The organism is Streptococcus mitis SK575 (genome assembly GCF_000257865.1).
In the GTDB taxonomy this organism is placed as follows: Bacteria; Bacillota; Bacilli; order Lactobacillales; family Streptococcaceae; genus Streptococcus; species Streptococcus mitis_CQ.
The window spans coordinates 23,689-39,029 of the sequence record NZ_AICU01000025.1; the positions used below are offsets into that span (position 1 = coordinate 23,689).

Here is a 15,341-nt window from a genome sequence, read left to right on the forward strand (position 1 = left end):
TAGGAGAAATAATGATAACATTAAAATCAGCTCGTGAAATTGAAGCTATGGATAAGGCCGGTGATTTTTTAGCAAGTATTCATATCGGCTTACGTGATTTGATTAAGCCTGGCGTAGATATGTGGGAAGTTGAAGAATACGTTCGCCGTCGTTGTAAGGAAGAAAATTTCCTTCCACTTCAGATTGGAGTTGACGGTGCAATGATGGACTATCCTTATGCTACCTGTTGCTCTCTTAATGATGAAGTGGCTCATGCTTTCCCTCGTCACTATATTTTGAAAGATGGTGATTTGCTCAAAGTTGATATGGTTTTGGGAGGTCCTATTGCTAAATCTGACCTGAATGTCTCAAAATTAAACTTCAACAATGTTGAGCAAATGAAGAAATACACTCAGAGCTATTCTGGTGGTCTTGCAGACTCATGTTGGGCTTATGCTGTAGGTACACCGTCCGAAGAAGTGAAAAACTTGATGGATGTAACCAAAGAAGCTATGTACAAGGGGATTGAGCAAGCTGTTGTTGGGAACCGTATTGGTGATATTGGTGCAGCCATTCAAGAATACGCTGAAAGTCGTGGTTACGGTGTAGTGCGTGATTTGGTTGGTCATGGTGTTGGCCCAACCATGCACGAAGAACCAATGGTTCCTAACTATGGTATTGCTGGTCGTGGACTTCGTCTCCGTGAAGGAATGGTTTTGACTATTGAACCAATGATCAATACAGGTGACTGGGACATTGATACAGATATGAAGACCGGTTGGGCCCATAAGACCATCGACGGTGGATTGTCATGTCAGTATGAACACCAATTCGTGATTACGAAAGATGGTCCGGTAATCTTGACTAGTCAAGGCGAAGAAGGAACTTATTAAAATAAGTAAAAGTAGATTGAAGAAAAAGTGGCTCTTTGGACAATTTTCTTCAATTTTTTCTTTTATCTATAGCGAAATGAAAAAAACGAACAACTTGATTGAGCAATTCAAATCAATTTCTAACAATATTTTAGAAAACATAGTGTACTATTAAAGAGTTTGTTTCATATAATATAATGACAAAAACAGTTAACCGTAGCAAACTTGATACAAATTTTAATATTTATAGTACAATAGGTTTAAATTCTTAAGAAAGTTGGTTCTTTATTGGAAACGCTAGTATTTTCAATCTCCGTTTTTTTAGCAGGGGTCTTGTCCTTCTTTTCTCCCTGTATTTTTCCTCTTCTGCCAGTTTATGCTGGAATTTTGCTGGATGATCAGGAAAGCGCAAAAAGTTTTTCCTTGTTTGGGAGAAAGGTTCTCTGGTCGGGTTTGATTCGAACCCTTTGCTTTATCGCAGGTATTTCACTCATTTTCTTTATTCTAGGATTTGGTGCTGGTTACTTTGGTAATATTCTCTATGCCAATTGGTTTCGCTATACCATGGGAACAATTATTATCATTTTAGGCCTTCACCAGATGGAAATTTTTCATTTTAAGAAATTAGAGGTTCAAAAAAGCTTTACTTTTAAGAAATCAGAAGCCAATCGTTATTGGTCGGCCTTTTTACTCGGTATTACCTTTAGCTTCGGTTGGACGCCTTGTATTGGTCCAGTTTTGAGTTCTGTTTTAGCGCTTGCGGCTTCTGGGGGCAATGGCGCTTGGCAAGGTGCTATCTATACCTTGATTTACTCTCTGGGGATGGCCATTCCTTTCTTGGTCTTGGCTCTAGCTTCAGGTGTAGTAATGCCTTATTTTAGTAAAATCAAGCGTCATATGATGCTACTGAAGAAAATTGGTGGTTTCCTCATTATTTTAATGGGAATTTTGTTACTATTAGGACAAGTAAATGTTCTAGCTGGAATTTTTGAATAAAGGAGAAAAAGATGAAAAAAGTAATGTTTGCTGGCTTAAGCCTCTTGTCATTAGTCGTATTGATAGCCTGTGGTGAGGAAGAGACTAAAAAGACTCAAGCTCCACAACAATCCCCAAAACAACAGCAACAAACGCCTGTACAACAAATTGCTGTTGGGAAAGATGCTCCAGATTTTACCTTGCAATCTATGGACGGTAAAGAAGTTAAGTTATCTGATTATAAGGGTAAAAAAGTCTATTTGAAGTTTTGGGCTTCCTGGTGTGGTCCATGTAAGAAAAGTATGCCTGAGTTGATGGAATTAGCTGCAAAACCAGATCGCGATTTTGAAATTCTTAGTGTCATTGCACCGGGTATTCAAGGCGAAAAAACTGTTGAGCAATTCCCACAATGGTTCCAAGATCAAGGTTATAAGGATATCCCAGTTCTTTATGATACCAAGGCCACAACCTTCCAAGCTTATCAAATCCGAAGCATTCCTACAGAATACCTGATTGACAGTCAAGGAAAGATTGGAAAGATACAATTTGGTGTTATCAGCAACGCGGATGCAGAAGCAGCCTTTAAAGAAATGAACTAGCATAGATAAAGAGAATCTGATTACAAATTTCATGGTATAATAGATGGTAACCGTAACGTTGCCGTCTTTTTTGTCGGCCAATAGAAAGAGAAGAGAATGTTAAAGAAAAATGATATTGTAGAAGTTGAAATTGTTGATTTGACACATGAAGGCGCAGGAGTTGCCAAGGTGGATGGTTTGGTCTTTTTTGTCGAGAATGCTTTACCAAGTGAAAAAATCCTCATGCATGTCCTCAAGGTCAATAAAAAGATTGGTTTTGGTAAAGTTGAAGAATACCTTGTCCAGTCACCACACCGTAATCAAGATCTAGATTTGGCTTACCTGCGTTCAGGAATCGCTGATTTAGGACATCTTGCCTATCCAGAACAGCTCAAGTTTAAAACCAAGCAAGTCAAAGACAGTCTCTACAAGATTGCTGGAATTGCAGATGTAGGGGTTGCTGAAACTTTGGGTATGAAAAATCCAGTCAAGTACCGCAATAAGGCGCAGGTGCCTGTTCGTCGAGTGAATGGTGCCTTGGAAACTGGCTTTTTCCGTAAGAATTCCCATGACCTCATGCCTCTAGAAGATTTCTTTATCCAAGACCCTGTGATTGATGAGGTAGTAGTAGGCCTACGTGACTTGCTCCGCCGTTATGATTTGAAACCTTATGATGAAAAGGAACAATCTGGCTTGATTCGGAATCTTGTGGTGCGTCGTGGTCACTATTCAGGACAAATCATGGTTATTTTGGTAACAACTCGACCTAAAGTTTTCCGTGTTGACCAATTGATTGAACAAGTCATCAAGCAATTCCCAGAGATTGTGTCTGTTATGCAAAATATCAATGACCAGAACACCAATGCAATTTTTGGTAAGGAATGGTGCACACTTTATGGACAAGACTTTATCACTGACCAGATGTTGGGAAATGACTACCAAATCGCTGGACCCGCTTTTTACCAAGTCAATACTGAAATGGCTGAAAAACTTTATCAAACAGCCATTGACTTTGCAGCATTAAAATCAGATGATGTGGTTATCGATGCCTACTCAGGAATTGGAACGATAGGTTTATCAGTCGCCAAGTACGTTAAGGAAGTCTATGGTGTAGAGGTTATTCCAGAAGCGGTTGAGAATAGCAAAAAGAATGCCCAACTGAACCATATTTCAAACGCCCACTATGTCTGTGATACAGCTGAAAATGCTATGAAGAATTGGCTCAAAGAAGGTATTCAACCAAGTGTTATTCTAGTAGACCCACCACGCAAGGGCTTGACCGAAAGCTTTATCAAAGCAAGCGCTCAAACAGGAGCTGACCGCATCGTCTATATCTCATGTAATGTCGCCACCATGGCGCGTGATATCAAACTCTACCAAGAATTGGGATATGAGTTGAAGAAAGTCCAGCCGGTGGATTTATTTCCGCAAACGCATCATGTGGAGTGTGTAAGTTTGTTAGTGAAACGGAGCTAATGCTCAAAATAAAGAAACTAAAACTCCATTATTTTAAGATGAAAAACTAAATTTTTCTGTGGAGATGAAATATTGATAGAGAGCAGACTTGAGTTTGATAAAATCACATCCTTTGATGAGTTTAATAAATACTATTGGTATCGTGATGAACTTTCACAACTATGTAAGTCATTAGGATTAGAATATAGAGGTACAAAACAAGAACTCAATCATATTATCGAGCAGTACTTTAAGGGGAATTTGATTAAAAAATCATCAACAAAAAGAAATAAGAAACGAGTAGCAGCTATTGCCTTAGATACGCCCTTACTTGAATGTGGATTCTCCTTTAACACTCACTTTAGAGAATATTTCTCAACTTTAACAGATGTTTCACCCTTTAAATTTACTGCTGATATGGCGACTGCTTGGAGAAAAGTAAAAAGAGAAAATGATTTGAGTTTTACAATCCAAGATATGCTAAAAGTTTATTATGGAAATTCAGATTATGCCAAGTATGATCATTCGGTTTGTCAATGGAATCAATTTTTAAAGGATTTCTGTGCAGACGAAAATAGTCTTAACTACTCAAACAAGTTAAAAGTAGCTTCTATTCTTTGGAAAGAAGTTAGAAATTCAAAAGCTGAAAAAATTTATTCAAAGAATCTTTTGACTGAATATGCTGATAAAATAAACGAGTATGGGAAATAGAAAAATCAGTCTAAATCAATAGTTCACAAGGAGGTATCTTATGCTCGGAGCAATTATTGGAGATATTGTAGGTTCTGTTTACGAATGGAACAATATCAAAACTAAGGACTTTCCTTTATTTCGGAAAGACTGCTTTTTTACAGATGACACGGTTATGACCTGTGCTGTCGCAGAAGCAATCATGAATGGTGGGCAAAAGGATGACTTTATTGACGCCATGAAGAAATATGGTAGACTGTATCCGAATGCTGATTATGGTGCTCGGTTTAATGCATGGCTAAACAGCGATAACCGTGAGCCTTATAATAGCTTTGGGAATGGTTCGGCTATGCGTGTTTCTCCATGCGCTTGGGACATGGACTGTAGTTTTTATGCGAGAGCTGGAATGTGGCCATCATCTAGAGAACTTGCGAGCCTTTCTGCAGAGGTAACCCATAATCATCCAGAAGGTGTCAAAGGCGCTATGGCTATATCTGATGCTATCTTTCTGTGTCGCTTTTACTTTGGTGGTTATTGTAGAGAATACGAGCAACCAATTAATGACAATCATACAGAGTGTAAAAGACGGATTAAGGATTATATAGAGAAGACATACGGCTACAATCTATCTCAAACTTTAGATGAAATTCGCCCTAACTATTGTTTTAATGAAACATGCCAGGATACTGTCCCTCAAGCCATTATCGCCTTTCTTGAAAGTAGAGACTTCGAAGATGCGATAAGGAATGCCATTTCCCTTGGTGGCGATAGTGATACACTTGCTGCAATAACTGGCAGCATAGCCGAGGCAGCTTATGGTATTCCTGATTGGATAAAGGATAAGGCCTATTCTTACTTGGATGAACCCTTAAAGGATGTAGTTATACGATGGGAAAATAGAATAAAAGCGTATTAATCTCCAGTACGTCAGATTTCTCTTTTCTGAGTTTTCATTATATAATAGCATTATATGTAATGGTAAATGTAGCTACGCTAACATTTCTATTTAAAAATTAAGGAGTATTATCAATGAAAAAAGCAATGGTAATTATCAACCCTACTTCTGGTGGGGAAAAGGCTTTGGATTACAAAGAAAAGCTGGAGAATAAAGCAAAAGAATACTTTGAGCACGTAGAAACCAAAATTACCGAAAAAGCGCTGGATGCAACACATTTTGCTGAAGAAGCTTCTCGTGAGCAGTACGATGCAGTGGTTGTTTTTGGTGGAGACGGGACTGTCAATGAAGTTATTTCAGGTATTGCTGAGAGAGACTACATTCCTAAGTTAGGGATTATCCCTGGTGGGACGGGTAACCTCATTACGAAACTGTTGGAAATCAATCAAGACATCGATGGCGCTATTGATGAACTGGATTTCAACTTAACCAATAAGATTGATATCGGAAAAGCGAATGACAATTATTTTGGTTATATCTTTAGTATCGGTTCTCTTCCTGAGGCGATTCACAATGTTGAAATCGAGGACAAGACAAAATTCGGTATTTTAGCCTATGCTGTTAATACTATGAAGTCTGTCATGACGGATCAGGTCTTTAACATTAAGGTTGAGACAGAAAATGGAAATTATGTTGGTGAAGCAAGCCATGTTTTGGTTCTCTTGACAAATTACTTCGCTGACAAAAAAATCTTTGAAGAAAACAAGGACGGCTATGCTAACATTTTGATTTTAAAAGACGCATCTCTATTCTCCAAATTATCCGTCATTCCTGATTTACTAAAAGGCGATGTTGTCGCAAATGATAATATCGAATATATCAGAGCACGTAATATTAAGATTTCTTCAGATAGTGAATTGGAGTCAGATGTTGATGGCGATAAGTCGGATAACCTTCCTGTAGAAATCAGGGTACTGGGCCAACATATTGAAGTATTTTCAAAACCGAAAGAGTAGAAAATAAAAATTAGTTTATTATTCACAACGAAATTAAGTTCTATATCAACGATTGGAGGAGGAATGGATTCTCTATTTGATGAATTTCGAACAATCTGTTCTCATTTAAACAAAGTTGGAATCACACCGACGCTCATGGGGTCTTTGGGTTTTGAATACCGTTCAAATGAAGAATGGGGGCCGTCTGACATTGACATTCATGTGCCTGGTGACTCTAGAGGTTGGGAAGCTCCTGACCATCTCAGAATCTATGACTGGGACAAGATAATGAAAGTGATGAATCACTTAGGTTACGCCTTAATAGATATTCATGAGCATGAATTCCAAAAAGATGGTCTGAGTGTTGAATTCGGAAGTATCGATTCTTTATCTGATTTTGCAGGAGTTTCGGAATCGGATATAGAGTTGATTCATCTCGAAAACATCACTTTTCGCGTTCCAAGTTTGGAACAGTTTTTAAGCATTTACAAGGCTTCTTCCCAAGATTCTTATCGAAATGAGCACAATAACAATAAGGATTTTAAAAAAATTGAGTGGCTGGAAAGACATTTGTAAATCATCATTTGAAAAGTAGCAAGTTGTAAGACTAGCTGCTTTTTTATTTATAGAACCAAACCACTAGAATCTACGGACAAGCCTTGAAAATAAAATACGAAAGTAGTATACTAGAATCATAATTATGAAAACGTTTGCGTAAAATTTGAATTAGAACTTAAGGAGACAAATTGATGGAATTAAGCGCTATTTACCATAGGCCTGAGTCGGAGTTTACCTATCTTTATAAGGATAAGAAGCTTCATATTCGGATTCGAACTAAGAAAGGGGACATTGAAAGCATCAACTTGCACTATGGGGACCCTTTTATCTTTATGGAGGAGTTTTATCAAGATACAAAGGAAATGGCCAAGCTGACTTCCGACGCCATCTTTGATTATTGGCAGGTTGAAGTGTCCGTTGACTTTGCACGTATCCAGTATCTCTTTGAAGTCACGGATACAGAAGGCCAGAGCATTTTGTACGGCGATAAAGGTTGTGTGGACAATTCTCTAGAAAATCTTCATGCCATTGGAAATGGCTTTAAGTTGCCTTATCTTCATGAGATTGATGCCTGTCAGGTTCCCGACTGGGTTTCAGACACGGTATGGTATCAGATATTTCCTGAGAGGTTTGCCAATGGAAATGCTCGATTAAACCCAGAAGGGACATTAGACTGGGATTCATCTATCACATCTAAGAGTAATGATTTCTTTGGTGGTGATTTACAGGGGATTATTGACCATCTGGATTATTTGCAAGACTTGGGCATTACTGGACTTTATCTCTGTCCCATCTTTGAATCTACGAGCAATCATAAGTACAATACGACAGATTACTTTGAAATTGACCGTCATTTTGGGGACAAGGAGACCTTTCGGGAACTGGTCGAGCAAGCTCATCAGCGTGGCATGAAAGTCATGCTGGATGCTGTATTTAACCATATTGGTTCGCAATCACCTCAATGGCAAGATGTTGTCGAAAATGGTGAGCAATCTGCTTATAAAGATTGGTTCCATATTCAACAATTTCCAGTGATGACTGAAAAACTAGCCAACAAGAGAGAGTTGCCTTATCATGCTTTTGGTTTCGAGGACTATATGCCTAAGCTAAATACAGCCAATCCAGAGGTCAAGGACTATCTTTTGAAGGTTGCGACTTATTGGATTGAAGAGTTTGATATCGATGCTTGGCGGTTGGATGTGGCTAATGAGATTGACCATCAGTTTTGGAGGGATTTTCGTAAGGCAGTTTTAGCTAAAAAACCTGATCTTTATATTTTAGGAGAAGTCTGGCATAGGTCTCAGCCTTGGCTAAATGGAGATGAGTTCCATGCTGTCATGAACTATCCGTTATCTGATAGCATCAAGGAGTATTTTTTACGAGGTATTAAGAAGACGGAACAGTTTATCGATGAAATCAATGGCCAATCTATGCATTACAAGCAGCAGATTTCAGAGGTTATGTTTAATCTTTTGGATTCTCATGATACAGAACGTATTTTGTGGACGGCCAATGAGGATGTGCAACTGGTTAAATCAGCCTTAGCCTTTCTCTTTTTACAAAAGGGAACACCATGTATCTACTACGGAACCGAGCTAGCCTTGACCGGAGGACCAGACCCAGATTGTCGACGTTGTATGCCTTGGGAACGTGTATCAAGTGACGATGATATGCTGAATTTCATGAAGCAGCTGATTAATATTAGAAAACAAGCGTCATCAACCATTCAGTATGGCAAGTATAGCCTTCAAGAAATCAAACCTGATCTAGTAGCTCTGGAATGGAAATACCAAGGCCGGCTCCTTAAAGCGATCTTTAACCAATCAAAAGAAGAATATCTTTTAGAGAAGGAAACCGTAGCACTAGCAAGCAATTGCCAAGAATCGGAGAATCAGCTTGTCATCTCTCCAAAAGGATTTGTGATTTTTCATTAAAGAGCAATTATGAGTGACAGGAAAATTGTAGTATAGAGAGCATTTTACAAACAGACTATTTGTTGTCTTGCTACAATTGGTATATAATTTAACTTAAAGAAAATAGGAGGACTAATCGAATGGAATTAAAAGATTTTACAGAAAAAGAACAGGAAATGATTAAGAAGGGGCTGACTACGTCTAAGATTAGTGACAAGGAAACTGCTGAGAAGATTCTTGCGCTAGTACCACAAGACTTGATTAAGCGAATCCCGTTTTTTGTCAGAAAGCATGCTACAACACGTACGATTAAACGCATTTCAATTGAACACCCTGAACTCTACGCTACAGCCCAAACAAGTGGTGAAATTCCAGAAAAAGAACGCGAAGAATTGCGTCAAATTATCACGACTATCTTTGAACAAAAGATGAATAAGCATAGTATTAAGTAGTTGGATGAGGACATTTTTTATTGGCGGTCTGGGAAGTAATATCTATCATAGCAAGGATTTTCTTCAAGAACTAGATTCGCAAGTCTATTTTCTAAATCCATATGAAAAGCATCTTCGAGATGAAACAGAATTGAAATCATGGTTTAAAAATGAGATTGTAAAGGAAGAATCTATCTGTCTGATAGGTCATTCTCTTGGAGGAGATTTGGCACGTTATCTTGCATCGGAATTTCAAGAAGTGAAGAAACTGATTCTTTTGGATGGTGGCTATCTAGATTTAGATAAGATTTTAACTTTAGATGCGGAATTAGAGGAAACTAAAAACTATATCAAATCTCAAATTATTTCGGATTTAGATGTTCTTATTTTTAAAGAAAAATCTGAAGCAAAGCATTGGTCAGAAAATATGGAGAAAGCTGTAAGACAGTCCTATCACTGGAATGCGAAATATAATAGATATGAGTTAGCTATAAAATATGAAAATATAGAAGCGATACTCATCCTACGGAGGAAAATACAAGCTTTTAAGAGAGAAGTGGGAGATACCTTGTTTATCAGTCCTTGCTATCCTAATGAAGCTACATGGAGAGAGGAAGCCCTAAAAGAATTGCCAGACTATTTTGATACTATTCTTCTAGAGAACTTTGGCCATGAGCTTTATACTGAAGCACCTAAAGAAATCGCTAGTCTAATTAATGAGTGGTTCTCTTATTCTCACTGGGCTATTGAATAAATTGTCATAATTAATATATAGTTTATTGGAATAAGATATGAACAAATTGATTAGGAATATCAAATTAATTTGGGCTCTTTGTCAACTGTAGTAGGTTGAAGTCAGCTAAGATCTAGAAAGGATAAATTTCGTCCTTTCTTTTTTGATATTTGAGTCTTTGATATCGAGTGGTTTTGTGATAAAAAGTAATGATTCCATATGATTTTTTCTATGGAACTTTTTCTACACAAAATAGACTCCATAATATCGATAGGGGATTTACCCACTATAAATATTATAGAGTCGCTTTTTCTATTCAGAGAGCTTAAAGGGCTATCATCGGACAAAATAGAGAAGGCATGATATAATATAAAGTAGATTTCTATGTAATTAAATAAGAACTGTTTGAACACCATTCATTTGAAAACTCTCTATGTTCAAACGATAGTAAAATAAAATAGGGTTTCTAACCCCTTGCTACGAAAGGAAAAAAACTCAATGGCTACTATTCAATGGTTTCCTGGCCACATGTCTAAAGCGCGTCGACAGGTTCAGGAAAATTTAAAATTTGTTGATTTTGTGACGATTTTGGTGGATGCACGCTTACCTCTATCTAGTCAAAATCCTATGTTGACCAAAATTGTTGGTGACAAACCAAAACTCTTGATTTTAAACAAGGCGGACTTGGCCGATCCAGCAATGACCAAGGAATGGCGTCAGTATTTTGAATCACAGGGAATCCAGACGCTGGCTATCAACTCCAAAGAACAAGTAACTGTAAAAGTTGTAACAGATGCGGCAAAAAAACTCATGGCTGATAAGATTGCTCGCCAGAAAGAACGTGGCATCAAGATTGAAACCTTGCGTACCATGATTATTGGGATTCCAAACGCTGGTAAATCAACTCTTATGAACCGTTTGGCTGGTAAGAAAATTGCCGTTGTCGGCAATAAACCAGGTGTGACAAAGGGTCAACAATGGCTCAAAACCAATAAAGACCTGGAAATCTTGGATACACCAGGGATTCTTTGGCCTAAGTTTGAGGATGAAACTGTTGCATTGAAACTGGCCTTGACAGGAGCTATCAAAGACCAGTTGCTTCCTATGGATGAGGTAACTATTTTTGGCCTCAATTATTTCAAAGAACATTATCCAGAAAAGTTGGCTGAACGCTTCAAACAAATGAAAATTGAAGAAGAAGCGCCTGTTATTATTATGGACATGACCCGTGCCCTCGGTTTCCGTGATGACTATGACCGTTTCTACAGTCTCTTCGTGAAGGAAGTCCGCGACGGCAAACTCGGTAACTATACCTTAGATACATTGGAAGACCTCAATGGCGACGATTAAAGAAATCAAAGAACTACTTGCAACGGTTAAGGAGTTAGAAAGCCCTATTTTTTTAGAGCTTGAAAAGGATAATCGCTCTGGAGTTCAAAAGGAAATCAGCAAGCGTAAAAAAGCCATTCAGGCAGAATTGGATGAGGATCTTCGTTTGGAATCCATGCTTTCCTACGAAAAAGAACTTTACAAGCAAGGATTGACCTTGATAGCAGGTGTTGACGAGGTTGGTCGTGGTCCTCTGGCTGGGCCTGTAGTCGCTGCAGCTGTTATTTTACCTCAAAATTGTAAGATTCAAGCCCTCAACGACAGTAAGAAAATTCCAAAAAAGAAACATCTGGAGATTTTCCAAGCCGTTCAGGACCAAGCTTTGTCAATCGGCATTGGTATCATGGATAATCAAATCATCGACCAAGTCAATATCTATGAAGCAACCAAACTGGCCATGAAGGAAGCAATCTCCCAGCTCAGTCCTCAACCTGAACATCTCTTGATAGATGCCATGAAACTGGATTTACCAATTTCACAAACATCTATCATCAAAGGAGATGCCAACTCCCTCTCTATCGCAGCAGCATCTATAGTAGCCAAGGTGACACGTGATGAATTGATGAAGGACTACGATCAGCAGTTCCCTGGCTATGATTTTACTGCTAATGCAGGATATGGAACAGCTAAACACCTGGAAGGCCTCACAAAACTAGGAGTTACCCCAATTCACCGAACCAGCTTTGAACCCGTTAAATCGCTGGTTTCAGGAGAAAAAGAAAGTTAAGTTAGAAGGAATGATTATGGAGGAACAGTCAGAAACACTCAGCTCCAAGAAAGAATTTGCCTTTGCCTCAAGCACCATATTATCCCAAGTTGGGCGAGGCATCATCGTGGGTCTCGTCGTCGGACTCATCGTCGGATCTTTTCGGTTTTTAATCGAAAAAGGCTTCCACCTGATACAAGGACTTTATCAAGATCAAGCGCACCTAGTGCGCAATCTTTTTATCATTGGTCTATTTTATTTAATAGTTTGTTGGCTCAGTGCGAAATTAACTCGGTCAGAAAAAGACATCAAAGGTTCAGGAATTCCTCAAGTTGAAGCCGAATTAAAGGGATTGATGACTCTCAACTGGTGGGGCGTACTTTGGAAAAAATATATTCTAGGAATTTTGGCTATTGCTAGTGGCCTTATGCTAGGGCGTGAAGGACCAAGTATTCAACTTGGAGCAGTCGGTGGTAAAGGAATTGCCAAATGGCTCAAATCCAGTCCAGTAGAGGAACGCTCCTTGATTGCTAGTGGAGCTGCCGCTGGTCTAGCTGCGGCCTTTAATGCACCTATTGCAGGACTTCTCTTTGTGGTAGAAGAAGTTTATCACCATTTTTCACGCTTTTTCTGGGTCTCCACTCTCGCAGCTAGTCTCGTAGCAAACTTTGTTTCTCTGCTCATATTTGGCCTAACACCCGTACTGGATATGCCAGACAACATCCCACTCATGACCCTAGACCAGTATTGGATTTACCTCCTTATGGGAGTTTTTCTTGGACTATCTGGTTTTCTCTATGAGAAGGCTGTGCTCAATGTTGGTCGAGTTTATGATTGGCTTGGTCAAAAAATCAATTTGGATAGAGCTTATTATCCAATTCTGGCCTTCATTCTCATCATACCAGTCGGAATCTTCTTACCCCAAATCCTTGGTGGTGGAAATCAGCTGGTTCTTTCCCTGACTAAGCAAGATTATAGTTTCCAAGTTCTATTAGCTTACTTTTTGATTCGCTTTGTTTGGAGCATGATTAGTTATGGAAGTGGCCTTCCAGGAGGAATTTTCCTACCCATTTTGGCGCTAGGTTCCTTACTTGGTGCTCTAGTTGGTGTTATTTGTGTCAATCTTGGACTTGTCAGTCAAGAGCAGTTTCCTATATTTGTCATTCTGGGAATGAGTGGCTATTTTGGAGCAATATCTAAGGCACCCTTAACCGCTATGATTCTGGTAACCGAAATGGTAGGAGATATTCGCAATCTCATGCCACTTGGATTAGTAACCCTAGTTGCCTACATCATCATGGATCTGCTCAAGGGTGCCCCAGTTTATGAGGCCATGCTAGAAAAAATGCTGCCTGAAGAAGCTTCAGACGAAGGAGAAGTCACTCTCATTGAAATCCCTGTTTCAGATAAAATAGCAGGAAAACAAGTACACGAACTCAACTTACCACATAACGTACTCATCACCACCCAAGTCCATAATGGTAAAAGCCAAACCGTTAACGGTTCAACCAGAATGTATCTCGGAGATATGATTCATCTAGTGATTCCAAAAAGTGAAATTGGGAAAGTAAAAGATTTATTGTTGTAGGAGTTTTTACATAATTTATGTTATGTAAAAATAAACTTCTTAATTAAATATATTAGAAAACCGATTCTCAGCAATGAGATCGGTTATTTTTTAATAACCCTCTTTTTTAATATACTATTTCCTCCAAAATCATTGAAATTATAGCCTGAATTTGATATGATATCTCTATGGATAAAAGTAGAGCAAAACGTGTTGAGCACGATAAAAAGAGAATCGGTTTAATAGCCCTGGTAGCTATCTTTTCGGTAAGTATCTGTGTCCTTGGTTCAATGATTGGATACAAAGTATATACAAAGCAAAGTTTCGAACAAAAAATTGAGTCTTTAAAAAATGATAAAGATAATCAATTGAGTGAGGGAAATCAGAAAGATCATTTTCGTAAGGGACAAGCAGAAGTAATTGCCTATTATCCTCTCCAAGGGGAGCAAGTGATTTCATCTGTAAAAGAAATCATGACACAGGATATTAAGGAAAATCTGGAAGACAAAGAAAATCTGGTTTTTTATTATACGGAGAAACAGGATTCGACTTTAAAAGGGATTGTCAACCGAAGTGTGATGAAACAAGTCTATGATTTAACTTCGTCAAAAGTTGAAGAGACTGAAAAAACTAGTCTGGCAAAAGTACATTTGACAGAAGATGGTAAACCTTTTACACTTGATCAACTATTTTCAGATGCTAGTAAGGCCAAAGAGAAACTGATAAAAGAACTGACTTCTTTTTTACAGGATAAGAAATTGGAGCAAGAAAAGATTGATCAAGTTGTTAAAGGTTTCTCTGACCAAGACTTGTCTGCATGGAACTTTGATTACAAGGATAGTCAGATTATCCTTTATCCGAGTCAGCCTGTTGAAAATCTGGATGAGATTGCCTTGCCAGTATCAAGTTTCTTTGAGGTCATTCAGTCCTCTTATTTATTAGATAAGGATGCAGAGCTATATAAGGCTTATTATGAAAAGAAAAATCGTAAAGTAGTGGCCTTGACTTTTGATGATGGACCAAATCCTGCGACGACAAATCAAGCATTAGATACACTTTCTAAGTATGGTATTAAGGCGACTTTCTTTGTTTTAGGTAAGAATGTTTCTGGCAATGAAGAGATTTTGAAACGTATGAAAGCAGATGGTCATGTCATTGGAAACCATAGTTGGAGCCATCCAGTTCTTTCAAAACTTTCCCTTGATGAAGCTAAAAAACAAATTACTGATACTGAGGATGCGTTGACTAAGGTGCTGGGTTCTAGTTCAAAACTCATGCGTCCGCCTTATGGAGCCATTACAGACGACATTCGCAATAGTCTCGATTTGAGTTTTATTATGTGGGATGTAGATAGTCTGGACTGGAAGAGTAAAAATGAAGCAGCTATTTTGACAGAAATTCAGCGTGAAGTCAAGAATGGTTCTATTATTCTCATGCATGATATCCATGCTGAAACAGTGAATGCTCTGCCGAAGGTTATTGACTATTTGAAAGGGCAAGGTTATGACTTTGTTACCGTACCAGATTTGTTAGATTCTCGTCTTAAAGCTCACCAGCTCTATTACGACCGTGACCAATAATACACAAAATCTAAAGAGATAAGTT

General features: G+C 38.4%; 15 protein-coding genes. All 15 read left to right on the forward strand.

All coding sequences use genetic code 11. The features are described 5' to 3' along the window. The first annotated feature begins 11 nt into the window (after nucleotides 1-11). The 15 genes from HMPREF1048_RS05000 to pgdA all read left to right on the forward strand — a co-directional run bounded on the left by HMPREF1048_RS05000 (nucleotide 12) and on the right by pgdA (nucleotide 15,316). A complete protein-coding gene (locus HMPREF1048_RS05000; RefSeq protein ID WP_000631542.1) occupies nucleotides 12-872 on the forward strand; it encodes a methionyl aminopeptidase in 861 nt (286 codons plus the stop codon). Between the two features lie 267 nt (nucleotides 873-1,139). Continuing rightward, complete coding sequence (gene ccdA2, locus HMPREF1048_RS05005) at nucleotides 1,140-1,847, forward strand: thiol-disulfide oxidoreductase-associated membrane protein CcdA2 (protein WP_000449475.1); 708 nt, start codon at nucleotides 1,140-1,142, stop codon at nucleotides 1,845-1,847. A gap of 11 nt (nucleotides 1,848-1,858) precedes the next feature. Next, nucleotides 1,859-2,425, forward strand: coding sequence for a thiol-disulfide oxidoreductase-associated lipoprotein SdbB (gene sdbB / locus HMPREF1048_RS05010; protein ID WP_000757367.1), 567 nt, complete (start codon nucleotides 1,859-1,861; stop codon nucleotides 2,423-2,425). A 96-nt stretch (nucleotides 2,426-2,521) separates the two neighbouring features. Further along, entirely contained in the window at nucleotides 2,522-3,880 is a 1,359-nt protein-coding gene (gene rlmD / locus HMPREF1048_RS05015) for a 23S rRNA (uracil(1939)-C(5))-methyltransferase RlmD (protein WP_000914549.1), read from the forward strand. 72 nt (nucleotides 3,881-3,952) lie between these two features. Beyond that, nucleotides 3,953-4,570: an SAP domain-containing protein gene (locus HMPREF1048_RS05020; protein WP_000573112.1), complete on the forward strand. Its 618-nt coding sequence runs from the start codon at nucleotides 3,953-3,955 to the stop codon at nucleotides 4,568-4,570. Nucleotides 4,571-4,610: 40 nt separating this feature from the next. Next, the gene (locus HMPREF1048_RS05025) at nucleotides 4,611-5,465 is read left to right on the forward strand and encodes an ADP-ribosylglycohydrolase family protein (RefSeq protein ID WP_000900009.1); all 855 of its coding nucleotides are present in this window, start codon (nucleotides 4,611-4,613) and stop codon (nucleotides 5,463-5,465) included. A gap of 113 nt (nucleotides 5,466-5,578) precedes the next feature. Next, complete coding sequence (locus HMPREF1048_RS05030) at nucleotides 5,579-6,460, forward strand: diacylglycerol/lipid kinase family protein (protein WP_000710106.1); 882 nt, start codon at nucleotides 5,579-5,581, stop codon at nucleotides 6,458-6,460. 63 nt (nucleotides 6,461-6,523) lie between these two features. Next, a complete protein-coding gene (locus HMPREF1048_RS05035) occupies nucleotides 6,524-7,015 on the forward strand; it encodes a hypothetical protein (RefSeq protein WP_000377650.1) in 492 nt (163 codons plus the stop codon). A 173-nt stretch (nucleotides 7,016-7,188) separates the two neighbouring features. Then, a complete protein-coding gene (locus HMPREF1048_RS05040) occupies nucleotides 7,189-8,931 on the forward strand; it encodes a glycoside hydrolase family 13 protein (RefSeq protein ID WP_000423455.1) in 1,743 nt (580 codons plus the stop codon). Between the two features lie 119 nt (nucleotides 8,932-9,050). Then, nucleotides 9,051-9,362 (forward strand): hypothetical protein, encoded by a 312-nt coding sequence (locus tag HMPREF1048_RS05045; protein WP_000420557.1) that lies wholly within the window; start codon nucleotides 9,051-9,053, stop codon nucleotides 9,360-9,362. A 4-nt stretch (nucleotides 9,363-9,366) separates the two neighbouring features. Beyond that, nucleotides 9,367-10,095 (forward strand): alpha/beta fold hydrolase, encoded by a 729-nt coding sequence (locus HMPREF1048_RS05050; protein ID WP_001258706.1) that lies wholly within the window; start codon nucleotides 9,367-9,369, stop codon nucleotides 10,093-10,095. A 477-nt stretch (nucleotides 10,096-10,572) separates the two neighbouring features. Continuing rightward, on the forward strand, nucleotides 10,573-11,424 hold the full coding sequence (gene ylqF / locus HMPREF1048_RS05055) for a ribosome biogenesis GTPase YlqF (protein ID WP_000201308.1): 852 nt from the start codon (nucleotides 10,573-10,575) through the stop codon (nucleotides 11,422-11,424). Continuing rightward, nucleotides 11,411-12,190: a ribonuclease HII gene (locus tag HMPREF1048_RS05060; protein ID WP_000201109.1), complete on the forward strand. Its 780-nt coding sequence runs from the start codon at nucleotides 11,411-11,413 to the stop codon at nucleotides 12,188-12,190. The genes ylqF and HMPREF1048_RS05060 overlap by 14 nt, the downstream gene beginning before the upstream one ends. 16 nt (nucleotides 12,191-12,206) lie before the next feature. Then, on the forward strand, nucleotides 12,207-13,757 hold the full coding sequence (locus tag HMPREF1048_RS05065; protein ID WP_004248487.1) for a ClC family H(+)/Cl(-) exchange transporter: 1,551 nt from the start codon (nucleotides 12,207-12,209) through the stop codon (nucleotides 13,755-13,757). 167 nt (nucleotides 13,758-13,924) lie between these two features. Continuing rightward, nucleotides 13,925-15,316 (forward strand): peptidoglycan-N-acetylglucosamine deacetylase PgdA, encoded by a 1,392-nt coding sequence (gene pgdA, locus HMPREF1048_RS05070; protein WP_000361598.1) that lies wholly within the window; start codon nucleotides 13,925-13,927, stop codon nucleotides 15,314-15,316. Nucleotides 15,317-15,341 lie beyond the last annotated feature (25 nt).